This is a genomic window from Ureibacillus chungkukjangi, from assembly GCF_044795995.1.
Classification (GTDB): Bacteria; Bacillota; Bacilli; order Bacillales_A; family Planococcaceae; genus Ureibacillus; species Ureibacillus chungkukjangi.
This window is the reverse complement of the sequence record NZ_CP085009.1, coordinates 3,830,819-3,845,859: the sequence shown is the minus strand read 5'-3', so window position 1 is coordinate 3,845,859 and position 15,041 is coordinate 3,830,819. Positions and strand designations below refer to the sequence as shown.

At 37.0% G+C, this 15,041-nt stretch carries 12 protein-coding genes; 7 read left to right on the top strand and 5 right to left on the bottom strand.

From position 1 onward, the window contains the following. Positions 1-40 precede the first annotated feature (40 nt). Positions 41-805 (bottom strand): peptidoglycan editing factor PgeF, encoded by a 765-nt coding sequence (pgeF, locus tag LG296_RS19010; RefSeq protein WP_107932195.1) that lies wholly within the window; start codon positions 803-805, stop codon positions 41-43. 126 nt (positions 806-931) lie between these two features. Next, positions 932-4,024, bottom strand: coding sequence for an efflux RND transporter permease subunit (locus LG296_RS19005; protein WP_107932197.1), 3,093 nt, complete (start codon positions 4,022-4,024; stop codon positions 932-934). A 99-nt stretch (positions 4,025-4,123) separates the two neighbouring features. On the opposite strand from LG296_RS19005, the gene LG296_RS19000 reads away from it, so the two are divergent. Then, positions 4,124-4,960, top strand: coding sequence for a TetR/AcrR family transcriptional regulator (locus LG296_RS19000; protein WP_107932198.1), 837 nt, complete (start codon positions 4,124-4,126; stop codon positions 4,958-4,960). A 41-nt stretch (positions 4,961-5,001) separates the two neighbouring features. Here LG296_RS19000 and LG296_RS18995 read toward each other — a convergent pair whose 3' ends face one another. Next, positions 5,002-6,387: an amino acid permease gene (locus LG296_RS18995; protein ID WP_404427255.1), complete on the bottom strand. Its 1,386-nt coding sequence runs from the start codon at positions 6,385-6,387 to the stop codon at positions 5,002-5,004. A gap of 198 nt (positions 6,388-6,585) precedes the next feature. Here LG296_RS18995 and tatC point away from each other — a divergent pair, with 198 nt between their 5' ends. From tatC to LG296_RS18980, 3 genes are all read left to right on the top strand, one after another. Further along, on the top strand, positions 6,586-7,344 hold the full coding sequence (tatC, locus tag LG296_RS18990; RefSeq protein WP_107932202.1) for a twin-arginine translocase subunit TatC: 759 nt from the start codon (positions 6,586-6,588) through the stop codon (positions 7,342-7,344). Between the two features lie 30 nt (positions 7,345-7,374). After that, positions 7,375-7,581: a twin-arginine translocase TatA/TatE family subunit gene (gene tatA / locus LG296_RS18985; protein WP_107932204.1), complete on the top strand. Its 207-nt coding sequence runs from the start codon at positions 7,375-7,377 to the stop codon at positions 7,579-7,581. Positions 7,582-7,763: 182 nt separating this feature from the next. Then, on the top strand, positions 7,764-8,957 hold the full coding sequence (locus LG296_RS18980; RefSeq protein ID WP_404427254.1) for a chromate transporter: 1,194 nt from the start codon (positions 7,764-7,766) through the stop codon (positions 8,955-8,957). A gap of 139 nt (positions 8,958-9,096) precedes the next feature. Here the strand turns inward: LG296_RS18980 and LG296_RS18975 are convergent, their stop codons facing one another. Both LG296_RS18975 and psiE read right to left on the bottom strand, forming a co-directional pair. Beyond that, positions 9,097-10,389: a sialidase gene (locus LG296_RS18975; RefSeq protein WP_404427253.1), complete on the bottom strand. Its 1,293-nt coding sequence runs from the start codon at positions 10,387-10,389 to the stop codon at positions 9,097-9,099. Between the two features lie 122 nt (positions 10,390-10,511). Further along, on the bottom strand, positions 10,512-10,961 hold the full coding sequence (psiE, locus tag LG296_RS18970; RefSeq protein ID WP_107932208.1) for a phosphate-starvation-inducible protein PsiE: 450 nt from the start codon (positions 10,959-10,961) through the stop codon (positions 10,512-10,514). A 172-nt stretch (positions 10,962-11,133) separates the two neighbouring features. On the opposite strand from psiE, the gene LG296_RS18965 reads away from it, so the two are divergent. From LG296_RS18965 to LG296_RS18955, 3 genes are all read left to right on the top strand, one after another. Then, a complete protein-coding gene (locus tag LG296_RS18965) occupies positions 11,134-12,363 on the top strand; it encodes an ATP-binding protein (RefSeq protein WP_404427252.1) in 1,230 nt (409 codons plus the stop codon). Positions 12,364-12,834: 471 nt separating this feature from the next. Then, positions 12,835-14,043: an ABC transporter substrate-binding protein gene (locus LG296_RS18960; protein ID WP_404427251.1), complete on the top strand. Its 1,209-nt coding sequence runs from the start codon at positions 12,835-12,837 to the stop codon at positions 14,041-14,043. Between the two features lie 112 nt (positions 14,044-14,155). Further along, positions 14,156-15,031, top strand: a complete 876-nt coding sequence (locus LG296_RS18955; RefSeq protein ID WP_107932214.1) for a branched-chain amino acid ABC transporter permease — start codon at positions 14,156-14,158, stop codon at positions 15,029-15,031. Positions 15,032-15,041: the final 10 nt, after the last annotated feature.

Here is a 15,041-nt window from a genome sequence, read left to right as displayed (position 1 = left end):
ATGAACTCGAAATAGATTTCGAACTCATGTTTTTTTAGTTTTAGCTTTCTTTTCTCATGATAAAGCTTAAATGCCTACCGCTTTTTTTATCCTGTCGATAAGAGAAGCCATCTTCACTTTTAAAGGTACATGTTTGATCAATCTTTATATTTTCGGAAGGAATACCCGCAAGCTCACATTGTTTTTTTACGGTTAACTGGTTGTCGATATGGTATTTGTTTGTTTCTTTGTTAAAGTACATAAAATCCTCTGCATAGCCAAGTGCTGCAAACTTTTCATAGACATCGACGTCCACCTCAAATTTCTCCTGGCTAAGGGCTGGTCCAAGTATGACCTGAATGTTCTTAGGATCACTTTGGTTTTTTTCTAGTATTTGTTGAAATGTCTTGAGAGTAATTTCCTTTACAGTGCCCTGCCAGCCTGAGTGGATAACCCCTGAAAGACCATTAGCTTCATTGTAGAAGATAACAGGAACACAATCTGCTGTGAACGAACAGAGAAGGGTATTCGACTCAAATGTATAAAGGGCATCTGTATCTGCTACAGCATCCTCGGTAGTTTGAGAACCTCGCCCTTTATCGGATAAGTTTACCTGATGCACGTTAGCGCTATGAGTTTGATTGGCACAAACAAAATCATTAATGCCACATTTCAAAGTTGAAGCGAGTTTTTGGCGATTCTCAAGTATATTCAGTGGGTCTTCACATATATGAAGCGCCATATTATTCTGTTCTGGACTATCAGAATTCTTTAAGGTTGTCCCTGCCACAAATTGATCGTTATCTAAATAGATTTTTAAGCTCATTCCATCACCCCACTATTATCATATTACACCCTTGCCAGTTAAATCAAAAAATCGCAAAAATATTCTGGCAAGGTTTAGCTCCAATAAAAAAAGGTGCCTCATAATGAGACACCTTTCGATTTCTTATTAGTCTTCTTCGATATCTTTACGATTTTTCTTTAACATTTTAGAAAGAAGCTCGTAAACGATTGGAACGATTACTAATGTTAGCAATGTAGAGCTTAATAGACCACCGATTACTGTGATAGCAAGGTCAGCTGACATTAGTCCGCCACCGCCGCCAACACCTAGTGCCATAGGAACCATCGCACCGATTGTTGCAATTGCAGTCATTAAGATTGGACGTAAACGTGTAGCTCCTGCTTCAAGAATCGCTTCACGCATCACCATTCCATCACGTTCCATATGGATTATACGGTCTACTAATACAATGGCATTTGTTACAACAATACCGATTAACATCAATAGCCCCATCATTACTTGAACAGAAATGGTATGGTTTGTTACGAATAAACCGATAAACGCACCTATTACTGTGAACGGTAATGAGAATAGAATCGCAAATGGCGCTAATCCTTCACCAAATGTAACAACAAGGATGAAGTAGACAATTAGAATTGCGGCAATCATTGCAACACCTAATTGTGTAAATGTTTCAGTCATATCTGCTGCAACACCTGCAACACCACTTGTAACACCTTTTGGTAATTCAAGATCGTTAATTTTTTTGTCTGCTTCACCAGTTGCTACAGAAATATCATCACCAATAATAGTGCCTGAAACTGTTGCATAGTACTCACCAGCAGAACGACTTAAAGTATTTAATGTAGTTCCTTTTTCAAGCTCTACTAATTCTGATAACGGCATTGTTGTACCAAGAGCCGTTGGAATTTCAGTAGCAAGTAAATCATCAATAGATTCTGGAGCAGCTTTTGCTTCTCGTTGAATAATAACGTCAATTTCATTTCCGTCATTTTCAACCTTAGTTAATACTTCGTCAGAGCCTGTATTTGATAATGCCATTACAATTTGGCCAGTTGTTAGACCATATTGAAGGACATGCTCCTGAGAAACCTTAAAGACATTTTCTACATATGGATCCTCTGCATCAGAAGAGATATCCTTAAGACCTTCAATTTCTCCTAAAGCAGTTTCTACTTGAGAAACAGCTGTCATTAAATCATCTAAATCTTCACTGTAAAGTGTGTAGCTTACTTCATTAGTTGACATAGACATTGAAGTGAAGTTTTGTGATTTCCATTCGCCAGATTGACCAAGGTTAAACACATACTCTTCAACTTCTTCTCTTGCCTCAGGGAAGTTCTTCATATCTGGGTCGAAGATTAGGTACATTAATGCACCGCCTCCACCGCCACCCATCATCATAGCAGTTGGATCTGCGCTAGATGAATCTGTAATCGATAATTGTAGAACATCAATATCGTCGCGTTTCATCAACTCTTGCTCAACTGCTTCGATATTTTCTTCTGTTTGTTCAGCAAGCTCTCCAGCTTTAGGAGTATAAGTTAAGTACATAACTTTTTCCTCAGCAGAACCCATGAAGCTAAATCCGATTAAAGGTGTAAGTGCAAGTGAACCAGCTAAGATAACAATTGCAATGATTGAAGTGATCCATTTATGGTTTAAAGCTTTTTCTAGAATACCACGGTACCATAAAGCAAGCTTTCCAACTTCTTTATGAGCTTTTTCTGTCTTCTCACCATAAAGCTTTTTACGGAATAAGAAATGAGACAGTGCTGGTACGATTGTAATCGCAACAAGTAGGGAAGCCCCTAATGCAAATGCCATTGTTAAAGCAAATGGCATGAATAACTCTCCAACCATACCACCTACAAATAGTAATGGTGCAAATACTGCTATAGTTACTAATGTAGAAGAAAGAATTGGTTTAAACATTTCAATCGTTGCTTCGCGAATTAACGCACGGCCACGAAGTTTTTCTTCTTTTAAGTGCATACGACGATAGATATTTTCTACTACTACGATAGAGTCATCGATAACACGACCAATCGCAACTGTAATAGCACCTAACGTCATAATATTTAATGTGATATCTAACCAGTTTAATAATAGTAGGGCCATAAAGATCGAAACTGGAATAGAGATTATCGAAATAATAGTAGATTTAAAGTCTCGTAAGAATAAAAGGATGATTAATACAGCGATTAAACCACCGAATACAGCCTTTTCAACCATTGAGAAAACTGAATCCTCGATTGGTTTACCTTGGTCAAGGGATAAATCAACAACTAAGCCATCGATATTAGCCTCTTCTTCTTCCATTAAATCCTTTACAGCATTTACTACAGTTACAGTGTTAGCCTCTTGCCCTTTAACAATTTGGATGGCAATGGCATCTTCACCATTTGTACGTGAAACAGATTGAACCTTACCTACTGTTTCGATTTTCGCAATCTCACCAAGCTTAACAAATGGTGATGGGTTTTCAGCAGTTGGTGTTACAGGGATTAGCATATCGTTTAACTGATCGACTGTTTGGATATCCCCATCAACTGAAACGGCCTCTTCGCCTTCGACAAACTTATATAGCCCTAATGATAAAGCCATATCACTTGCTTGAACCATTTGCTTTATAGTGTCTTCTGTTAGGCCAAGTGATGCCATTTTTGCATCATCAAATGTAAATTCTACTTCTTCAATATGTTGACCAGTGATAGTAGCCGAAGCAACACCATCAATTTTCTCGATTTTTGGAAGTAGGATATCTTCAACTGTTGATGTTAACTCAACAATATCTTCTTCAGTACTACTAATTGAAAGCGCAACAACTGGCATCATATTCATGCTAATAGCCATAATAGATGGTGATTCTACTTTTTCTGGTAGAGTAACACCGTCAAGCGCTGATTCTAGTTGACGTTTTTTCTCATCCATATCAACGCCATATTCATATTCAACCTGAATCTGAGATACGTTTGATGAAGAACTTGAGTAAACTGCTTTTACGTCTTCTAGTCCTTCAACCGCTTTTTCCATCGGAATTGACAATTCGTTCATTACTTGCTCAGGAGTAGCGCCTGGATAGACACCCATAACAATTAAGTAAGGAATTGAAATATCAGGAATTGACTCCATTTTCATTCTTGAAGCAGAATAAATACCAGATACAGTAATAATAATTGTAAGTAACCATACAGCTAGTTTATTTTTCAGTACAAAATTTACTAAACCTTTCACTTTTACACCTGCCCTTAAAAATTTGACTACTTTACTACAGTTATTTATACTAATGACTAATTGGTCAGTTGTCAAATGAAAGAGTAGGAGTGTTTTAAATTGGTTAAAAAACAACTCATAATGGAGAAATCGCTAGAATTGTTTGCTGAAAACGGTTTCGAAGCAACATCGGTACAGCAGATTACAGAGCGATGTGGGATATCAAAGGGAGCTTTTTATCTATATTTTAAGTCGAAAGATGAGCTTATTAATAGTTTAATTGACCATTTTATGACTAGTATTATTACTGAACTTGAACAGTCGGTCAGTGCGACGCAATCGCGTGAGGAGCTACTATATAACTTCTTATATATATCATTAGGCGAGTTTCAACAACAATCTAATTTTGCTAAATTCTTTATGACGGAGCAGGTCTTATCGTATAATAAGGACCTTTTTGAGAGAATGCAGACTTACATGGCTATGTTCAATCGAATAATTTATTCGATTGTTGAAAGACAATTTGCCCAGACTCCTCCCAATATGTATTTAGATTTAGTATTTACGATTAATGGCTTCGTAAAAAGCTATTCAGAATTATTCTTGCTTGATAATTACAAGTTAGATTTAAGCTTGTTATGTAAATCAATTGTTGAAAAAGTGACACTTGTTGCCCAAAACGCAACAATCCAAGTCGTGACAGCTGATTATTTAGCTTATATCAATCAAATTCCAAAATATACGAAGGACCAATTGATTGAACTCATAAATACTATACAAGAAGAGATTCGCGATGATTCACTTGTAGAGGAATCTTTACAATTATTAAAAGCAGATTTACAAGAGCCAACATTAAGCAGAGTCGTACTAGTAGGATTATTAAAAAATATAAAAGAGAACGAAAATTGTAAGTGGTGTGCATATCTTTATGAAAAATTTTTACAAAATGAAGACTGAAAAAGGTGAGTCCTGTGTTTCATGAGGACTCACCTTTTTACTTAATGAATTAATTTACTGTTTTTTCGTCCATAGATAAAGTAGAAAATTAGCCCAATTACGAACCAGATACCACAAGCAATCCATGTATCAACAGATAATTGAGTGATTAAAAATAGACAAGCAAAGAACGATAAAATCGGAAGCACAGGGAACAGTGGTACCTTAAAGCCGCCAGCTGGAATATCTTTATTTTTTCTTAAGAAGAGAATTCCAATCGAAACAATCATAAAGGCAATTAAAGTTCCCATATTTACTAGCTCAGCTAGCTTACTTAAAGGAATAAATCCTGCACAAAAGGCTACAGCTACTCCGAAAATCCATGTGTTAAAGACAGGACTTTGGCTCTTAGGATTTACTTTATATAATACTTTTGGAAGCAGACCATCTCGAGCGATGGCAAAAAGAAGTCTAGATCCTCCATATAACATTACAAGAATTACTGTCATCATTCCTGTAACTGCACCTAAGGAAATTACCCCAGCGATCCAGTCTTGACCAACTAGTTGAATAACAAAGCTCACAGGGTTACTAACATTTAAGTCTGTATAAGGAGCGATCCCAGTCATCACTAAGGAAATAGTAATGTAAAGCAAAGAACAAACTAATAATGAACCAATGATCCCAATTGGTAAGTTTCTCTGTGGATTCTTTACCTCTTCTGCAGCAGCAGAGACAGCATCGAACCCTAAGAAAGCAAAGAATACTAATGCTGCACCTGCTAAGACACCATCAAATCCAAAGGGCATGAATGGTTGCCAATTATCTGGCTTCACATAGAAGACTCCAACTACGATAAAGAGCAAAATGACTCCTACTTTAACAAAAACCATAATTTTATTGATTTTCGCCGATTCCTGCATTCCTCGTGAAAGTAAATAAGAAATGGCTAAAACGATAAGTACTGCCGGTAGGTTAATATATGTGCCACCTGCAGGATCAAATGGTCCAGACAGGCTGTGTGGAATCGTAATATTTAGCCCTTCCAATAAAGAGATTAAATAAGATGACCAGCCTGTTGCAACGGATGCAGAGGCTAAACCGTATTCTAGTACGAGTGCCCAGCCTACAAGCCACGCGATAATCTCACCAAATACAATGTATCCATATGTATAAGCACTACCGGTTACGGGGATAGCAGATGAGAACTCAGAGTAACACATTCCAGCTAAAGCACAAACAAAAGCTGCAATGATAAAAGAGAAGACAATAGCGGGACCGGAATGTGTGGCAGCAACGGTTCCAGGAAGAATGAAAATCCCTGTTCCTACGATAGCTCCAACGCCTAGCATGATTAAATCAAATGCGCCTAAAGATTGCTTTAGCCCGGATCCTTCTCTCTTGTTTAATAAATCACCAATCTGTTTTTTTCTAAATAAATTCGACAAATTTAAACACCTATTCTTTTTGAATTATGAGAGAAATATTACTATGATTCCCTATGTTGGTCAAATCCTTATTAAATATTTTGACGAATTAGCTCGAAAATATATATATTTTTTAACAATTTTATTTAGAATAACTTTTACTTTTCTGCAGACAATATAAAAAACAATTGGGCTTAATTAGAAAATAAGGTGATAAAAATGAAGGAAGAACATGAATTAACGCTCGTTGAACACTTAGAGGAATTAAGGAAAAGGGTAATAATCGTAGCTGTTACTTTAGTTTTATCGCTGCTGGTTGGTTTTTGGTTTGCGCCAAAAACATTAAATTTCATTAAGGATCAGCCTACAGCACAGGGTGTAGATTGGAATCTATTCGGCTACACAGATGGCTTAATGATTTATGTGAAGTGTGCCCTGATTTTAGGGATATTGATCACGCTTCCTATAGCATTATGGCAGATTTGGTTATTTGTGAAGCCAGGACTAAGCGAGAGGGAAGCAAAGGGAACAATTTTTTATATTCCTATTTCCTTTTTCTTATTTTTGTTAGGAATTAGTTTTAGCTATTTTATATTGTTTCCTTTAATGCTTAATTTTTTATCCAATGTGAATGTATCGATTGGCGCGATTGAAACCTATGGAATTCAGCAATACTTTTCATTGCTTTTTAATCTGACCATTCCAGTTGGGCTCGTATTTGAGCTGCCAGTAGTGATTTTGTTTTTAACAAACATAGGGGTCGTTACGCCGGATAAGCTTCGTAAAATGCGAAAGGTTGCTTACTTTATCTTAATCATTGTGGGCGTCTCGATTTCTCCACCAGATTTCATTTCAGATTTTGTTATCATTGTTCCGCTTTTACTTCTATTTGAAATTAGTATTAGTGTTTCTAGCTGGGCTGAAAAGAAGCGAAAGGAAAGAGAGCTATCTTATTCCGAAAATGGAGAGTTAACTTAAAATTTTTAAAAAGAAATGGAGGGCATTAAAATGGCGAGTATTGGTGTACCAGGTTTAATAATTATTCTGGTCCTGGCTTTAATTATTTTTGGACCATCAAAATTACCACAGTTAGGAAGAGCGGTTGGTGATACACTAAGGGAATTTAAAACTTCAACTAAGGATGTTATGGAGGACGTGACGGAGGATTTAAAAATCGAAGAAGTGGCGGAAGTAGAGAAAATTAAAAAAGTTTAATAAGTAATGGAGGAAGAGAATTCGTAAGCATTGGATTTCTCTTCCTTTTCCTATTAAATAAGAAGAAAGAGAATTGTTATACCGCTATAATTTAAAGTTTTGTAAAGATACCAATAGATTGCTGTTTACAAATTTCTTCTTTGATAAGATTTATGAAAAAAGAGGAGCTATAAACTATCACTATGAATTCAAATGAAAGATCAAATTCTTTAAAAACTTTGTTTGAAATATTGAAAGTATCAACTAAATTAGGCTTCACTTCCTTTGGAGGGCCGACTGCACATTTAGGCTATTTTCATGAGGAGTACATTCGAAGAAAAAAATGGCTCGATGAAAAAACCTATGCCGAGCTAGTGGCATTATGTCAGTTCCTGCCGGGTCCAGCAAGTAGTCAGGTAGGTATTGGAATTGGTGTGATGAGAGGTGGTATTTTAGGTGGTATTATCTCGTTTTTAGGCTTCACAATGCCATCCGTCATCGCATTAATTATTTTTGCATTGCTCGTACAGGGCCTAGATGTAAGTAATGCAGGATGGATACATGGACTGAAGATTGTGGCCGTTGCGGTAGTAGCTCATGCGATTTTAGGGATGGCCAAAAATTTAACGCCTGATTTATCGCGAAAAGCCATTGCGATTTTTGCAATCGCCGTCGTTCTGTTATGGCAGACTGCCTTTGCTCAAGTCGGAATTATATTGCTCGCAGGGGTATTGGGGTACTTCCTTTTTAGACAGGTAAACGAAGGAAATGTATCTAACCTTATCTTCCCGATAACAAAGAAATTAGGAGTTATTTGTCTTACGTTATTTTTTGGTCTATTGATTATTCTTCCGATTCTAAGGGAGGTTACGTCCTCGCGTTTAGTGGCGATGTTCGATAGCTTTTATCGTGCAGGAGCGCTAGTCTTTGGCGGGGGACACGTTGTTTTACCGTTATTAGAGCGGGAGTTTGTTCCGACAGGCTTAATTAATGAAGAAGCCTTTTTAGCTGGTTATGGGGCAACTCAAGCAGTACCAGGACCAATGTTTACCTTTGCGGCTTATATCGGCGCTACTATGGATGGATGGCTAGGCGGTCTTCTTGCAACAGTAGCAATCTTTTTACCGGCATTTTTATTAGTTTTCGGTGCTCTACCCTTCTGGAATGCCTTACGCCGAAACGGCAAAATGAAAGGTGCCTTCATGGGAATGAATGCGGCGGTAGTAGGGATCTTGATTTCAGCTCTTTATGACCCAATTTTCACTTCAGCAATCATTGACCCAATTGATTTTGTTTTTGCAGTTGTATTATTCAGTATGCTGACTTATTGGAAGCTTGCCCCATGGATAATTGTGATTACGGGCGTTGTAGGTGGAATGCTTATAGCACTTATTTAGAAAATCCGTTTCAAAAGGATGAGTCCTTTTGAAACGGATTTTTGATATGGCTGGTTTATAAAAAAAAGCCAGATGAGGAAGTGGTCCTTCTCCATCTAGCTCTGGTGATATCTCATTTACAAATTAGAAGAGCTACTGATTATTGCCCTTGCCATGTGTGAATTAAATCGTTATTTTGTCCTTTTGCAAATACATCTGTTCGGTTAGCTCCCCAAGAAACTGCAGCGGGTGAACTTGTAAGAGTGCCGCCGATGGATTCCCAGCTATCCCAACGAGAACCATTCCATGTGCGTTTATATAGACGATTCCCTGTTCCTCTTGAAAAGACGTCCAGGTGATTTGCGCGGCGTGAAGAAACAGTTGGTGCACTTGTTAATGTACCCCCAAGGCTCTCCCAATCACTCCAAGTAGTGCCGCTCCACCATTTGTGAATTAAATCATTGTTTTGTCCTCTCGCAAAGACATCAATACGGTTTGGTCCCCACGAAACGGCTGCTGGTTCAGAGTTTAAGTTTCCGCCAAGATCCTCCCATTCTTCCCAGGTAGATCCGTTCCACGTTCTTTTATACAGTCGATTGCCAGTTCCTCTAACAAATACATCTAATTGGTTGGAACGACGTGAGGAAACAGCAGGACCGCTTGTTAATGTACCCCCAAGATTCTCCCAATCGCTCCATTGGCTACCGTCCCACCATTTGTGGTAAAGGGCGTTATCGGTACCTCTAACAAAGACATCAATACGATTTGCACCCCAAGAAACAGCGGCTGGTGCTGAAGTTAAGCCACCCCCAAGGTTTTCCCAGCTACTCCATTGGCTACCGTCCCACCAAATATGGTAAAGGGCATTATCAGTTCCTCTAGCAAAAACATCTAGGCGGTTTGGTCCCCAAGATGAAGCAGCAGGTGCATCAACGATTGTACCCCCAAGGCTTTCCCAATTAGCCCAGCCCTGACCAGGAGTGGGTGTAGGAGTTGGTGTAGGTGTCGGAGCCGGGGCTGGACCAGGGCTCGGCTGACCTCCTCTAAGGATGTTTAGAGCAATCTCAATCACTCTTGTTAGAATTCTATCGAGGGTGCTTAAAGGTAGATTCATTTGACGTACTAAGGTATTAAACCAAGGTGTTTCCCTTTGGAACTGTGTGTAAACTTGACTAGCAGGTCGATTAATATTAGCTTGGTTTCTTGTAAAGTTCACTACATAAAAAAAGAACGTTTCAATTAACTGTCTGTTTACACCAGCCTGCTGTAGCTGTGTGTACAGATTTCCATGCTGACTGCGAATAGTTTGCATAAGTTGCTGAACACTTGGTTTTTGCTGTGGATTTCTTTGAACAAACTGAGGTGTTGCTGGATTATTAGGTGTGTTCATATTGATTTGGTTTGTATTCGTAGGGAAGTATTGCGCGTAATAATAGGGATAGCCATTATACATAAGACGTAAAATCCTCCGTTTTTTCATTAGTGTATGCACTTATGAAAAATATGGGAATCTATATTGATAGGAAATAGGATTTCAAAAGGCGAAGAAGCTAGGTGGAAGGGGCTTTTTTGAATTTAATTTTCTTCATTTTTATTAAAAAGCTGAGAACGCTTTGGTCTTTCAAGAGGTGTAAGGTTAATGATGAAATAACAAATAATTAAAATTAAAATAACTAGCGAAAAAATCAAAGTATCTAGAGGATGCTCATGATCAACGATAATCAAGCGAACCATCGCAGTAATACCGATGTAGAGAAAATAACGAAGAGGAAAATGATAATCATCTTTAAAATATTTAACAATCATCGTTATAAATTCGAAGTATAAGAAGAAGAGAAGAATATTAGCAAGGAAAAGCGTGTAATCACTACTATCCCTTAATAATAATATCTTAAAAAATTCTACTATTTCTTTTAGTAGAAGGAATGATAGAATGAAGGCTAAAATAACAAGGCAAAAATTCAGAAACCATTGTAAGACAGTCGGGAAAAGCTTAATGGATATTTTCCACTCTATTTTCTTCATCGTACCCCTCCTCCTTAAAAATTAAATTCTAATAAATTTAATCCTATGAGGGGAATTGCAAAAAAATGATAGACAAAAGTTAATTGTAGTAAATAATTTATAAAGGTACAATTGTCATAGGAAGAAAGAACTTGAGTGAGTGAGTAACAAGGAAGGGTTAATTTGAAAATATATGAAAGAAATTATAACGAAATTTAGTATGAAAAAGTATTATATAATTATATATCTTTTGATAGGGATTATGACTACGGGATTAGTTGTAAAAAATCCACTCTATGGGGAGGATAATATCGGATATTATTTCCACCTCCTATTTGCATTCCTGTTTGCAAGTTGCTTATTAATTTACCCGAAGTATAAAAAAGGAATTATACGATGGTTAATCGTAATAATGGCTACTCTATTATTTTATACATTATTTTTAATTTACCCAGAAACAGGGTCTACCATATTATTGATTTACTTTATACCAACTATTTCTATTATATTTTTTGATAAGAAGCTCTTTTATGCTTCTCTTTTTATCAATCAAATTCTTATAGTAGCTACGGTTATTTTTCTCGTTAATAATGGGAAAACAAGTCTCTATCCGAATGTGACAAGTGACCCGATCGGAAATATTGTCACTTTTGTAGGCAGTCAGGTATTTATATATTTCATTTTTCATTTCACCTCAGATCGTATCACTAAAATGCAATTATATTATGAACAGGTAAAGCATTCAGAACGATTAAAAACAACAGGTGAGTTAGCAGCTGCTGTGGCACACGAGATTAGAAACCCATTAACAGTGGTTAAAGGGTATTTACAGCTTTACGAACAAGATAAAACTTTAGATGATTCTATGAAAAAAAGCTTACCTCTTTTAATAGATGAACTAGATAGTGCTGAACAGGTAATCTCCCAATTATTATCATTATCCAGGCCGACAATGGACCAAAATACTGAGAGTGTAGACATAGAGAGAGCTATTAACAGTGTGGCTGAGCTACTACAATCCTATGGGATTTTAAATGAAAATAAAATTGAAGTAGTAGTCGAAGCTGGTAGTTACATTGAAATAAATAAAATGGAGCTGCATCAATTGCTGGTGAATGTTGTAAAAAATGCAATAGAAGCATCAAAGGCCGGTGGAACTATATTGATAACAGCAAAAAAGTTAAAGAATGAAAAGATTGAAATAAAAGTAATTGATGATGGCGTTGGTATGTCAGAAGAACAAATGACCTTATTAGGGACACCTTTTTATTCATTGAAGACAAAAGGAACTGGCCTCGGTGTAATGATTTGTAATAATATAGTAAAAAAATACAATGGTTCTATAAAATATGAAAGCTTAAAGGATTGTGGGACAACCGTTGCCATTTGCTTCCCGTCAAAAAGCATCCTTCATAGAGGATGAGCGCAAAGCTGACTTAAGAATGTGATATTCTGGTCAGTTTTTTTTGATTTAGGTTCTTTTGCTGCTGTTTGTTTAATAAAGAATATTAGTGATGAAATTACATACATTTGAATTTCTCTATCTTATATTGTTAGATAGAGGTGAAAGGAAAATGCTCTCCAATAATAATGTTTAATTTAAACTTTTATATTTGTAAGATAGCTTTTTATAGTGTTGAGGGAGTTAGAAACTATCTACTAAAATGTTATATAATCACAGCATTAATATTTAGTTATCTAAATTTACTAAAAAATCACACTAGACTAAATATAAAGAATGTTTTACAATCATAAAGTCAATTGATTGAAGATATATATTTTTATAGCTATTAATTTCAGAATATTTAGATTACCTATTGATGTTAAGTAGTCTGAATATTATAATTATTAAAACTTAAGAATCTATGTAACTTATTTTCGGGGGGAAAACAAAATGGCAGAGAAGAAAACATTAAAGAGATTTGCATCAGTATTTTTAGCATCATCATTAATCATGGGGGCGTTAGCAGGCTGTAATTCTGAGGGGACGTCAACATCTGGTGGAGGTTCTTCTAGTGATACTACTAGCGATGTAATTAAAATCGGTGCAAACTTAGAGCTTTCCGGTGCGGTAGCCTCTTATGGGTCATCTATTGCAAACGGAGCGGAGCTAGCAGTTGAAGAAATCAACGCCGCTGGTGGTATCGATGGAAAACAAATTCAATTAGTTAAAGTAGATAACAAATCAGAAAACTCTGAAGCGACAAATGCAGCGATTAAGCTTGCAACACAAGATAAGGTTACGGCAATGATTGCTCCAGCAACTTCAGGTAACGTTATTGCAACAGCTCAAATTGCTAATCAATATAAAATCCCGACAGTTACTGCTTCTGGAACAGCTCCAACTGTAACTGAAAATGAAGACGGAACATTGAACGATTTCGTATTCCGTACTTGCTTCATTGACCCATTCCAAGGGATTGTTGCAGCAAACTTTGCCTCTAACGAATTAGGAGCAAAAAATGTAGCAATCTATGCGGATAATGCATCTGATTATGCTAAGGGGTTAGCGAAGTCATTTAAAGAACAAATTGAAGCGAATGGCGGAACGGTAGTAGCGGAAGAAGCTTACGTAGCAGATGATACTGACTTTAAATCAACATTAACTCGTATCAAATCAGCAAATCCAGATTTCATCTTTATCCCTGGATACTATGAAGAAGTAGGGTTAATTGTTAAACAAGCCCGTGAATTAGGCATTGAAGCGCCTTTAATGGGGGCTGATGGTTGGGACTCTCCAACTCTAGTAGATCTTGCTGGTGCAGAAGCACTAAATAACACATTCATTACAAATCACTATTCTTCACAGGATCCGGAAGAAACAATTCAAGGATTTGTTGAAGCATTTAAAGGAAAATACAGTGAATCGCCAAACGCATTCCATGCACTTGGTTATGACACAGTTTACTACATTAAGGATGCTATCGAACGTGCAGGCTCTACAGATGGGGAAGCAATTCAAAAAGCTTTAGCTGAAACAAAGGATCTAAGTTTAATTACAGGTACATTCTCAGTTGACGAAAAACACAACCCAGTTAAATCCGCAACAGTTCTAGAATACGTAGACGGTAATCAAGTGTTCAACTCTAAAGTTAATCCGTAAATTTACGTTTAAACGAATGGAACGAATGAGGGGGGCGAGATTAGCCTCCCTTTTTACAATTTTGAAATCTATTACTATCTAAAAGAATTGAAAGAAAAAGGAGTGAGAGCTCATGGAATGGATACAACAGCTAGTAAATGGTATATCGCTTGGAAGTATTTATGCTTTGATTGCGTTGGGCTATACAATGGTATACGGAATCATTAAGCTGATTAACTTTGCGCATGGTGACGTATTTATGCTAGGGGCATTTATTGGTTTTTACGCAATTGCAAGATGGGACATCGGGTTCTTCCCAGCCCTTATTATTTCCATGGTACTCTGTGCAATTATTGGGGTAATCATAGAGCGAGTTGCTTATAAAAGGCTGCGGAATGCAACGCGAATTGCCGCTCTTATTACGGCAATCGGTGTTTCATTATTGATTGAATATACGGTGATATTCTTCAGAGGGGCCTCTCCAGAAGCGTATCCAGAGGTGCTGCCAAAAACATATATTGATATTTTTGGTGTGAGTATTAGTTCGATTTCCATTCTAATTTTAGCAGTAACAGTTGTACTAATGATTTTATTGCAATTTATCGTTCATAAAACAAAAATCGGAAAAGCGATGCGTGCAGTATCACTAGATCCAGACGCAGCCCGTTTAATGGGTATCAATGTAGATAATACAATTTCTGCAACATTTGCTATTGGTTCGGCCTTAGCTGGAGCAGCTGGTGTTATTTTCGGTGTTTACTATACAAGAATTGAACCGTTAATGGGGGTATTACCGGGTCTAAAAGCATTTATTGCTGCGGTATTTGGTGGTATTGGCAGTATTCCAGGAGCTATGGTTGGGGGTCTTTCTTTAGGTGTAGTAGAAACTGTTGTAAGTGCATTAGGTTTTTCTTTATGGCGCGATGCAGCTGCCTTCGTTATTTTAATTTTAATCTTAATCTTGAAACCATCGGGTATATTCGGAAAAAATACTCGAGAGAAAGTGTAGGTGAAGCGGT

What these genes read in the sequence shown, in the direction of transcription:
- pgeF (WP_107932195.1), bottom strand. Translation starts at nt 805, where the DNA reads ATGAGCTTAAAAATCTATTTAGATAACGATCAATTTGTGGCAGGGACA.
- tatC (WP_107932202.1), top strand. Translation starts at nt 6,586, where the DNA reads ATGAAGGAAGAACATGAATTAACGCTCGTTGAACACTTAGAGGAATTA.
- tatA (WP_107932204.1), top strand. Translation starts at nt 7,375, where the DNA reads ATGGCGAGTATTGGTGTACCAGGTTTAATAATTATTCTGGTCCTGGCT.
- LG296_RS18980 (WP_404427254.1), top strand. Translation starts at nt 7,764, where the DNA reads ATGAATTCAAATGAAAGATCAAATTCTTTAAAAACTTTGTTTGAAATA.
- LG296_RS18975 (WP_404427253.1), bottom strand. Translation starts at nt 10,389, where the DNA reads ATGTATAATGGCTATCCCTATTATTACGCGCAATACTTCCCTACGAAT.
- psiE (WP_107932208.1), bottom strand. Translation starts at nt 10,961, where the DNA reads ATGAAGAAAATAGAGTGGAAAATATCCATTAAGCTTTTCCCGACTGTC.
- LG296_RS18965 (WP_404427252.1), top strand. Translation starts at nt 11,134, where the DNA reads ATGAAAGAAATTATAACGAAATTTAGTATGAAAAAGTATTATATAATT.
- LG296_RS18960 (WP_404427251.1), top strand. Translation starts at nt 12,835, where the DNA reads ATGGCAGAGAAGAAAACATTAAAGAGATTTGCATCAGTATTTTTAGCA.
- LG296_RS18955 (WP_107932214.1), top strand. Translation starts at nt 14,156, where the DNA reads ATGGAATGGATACAACAGCTAGTAAATGGTATATCGCTTGGAAGTATT.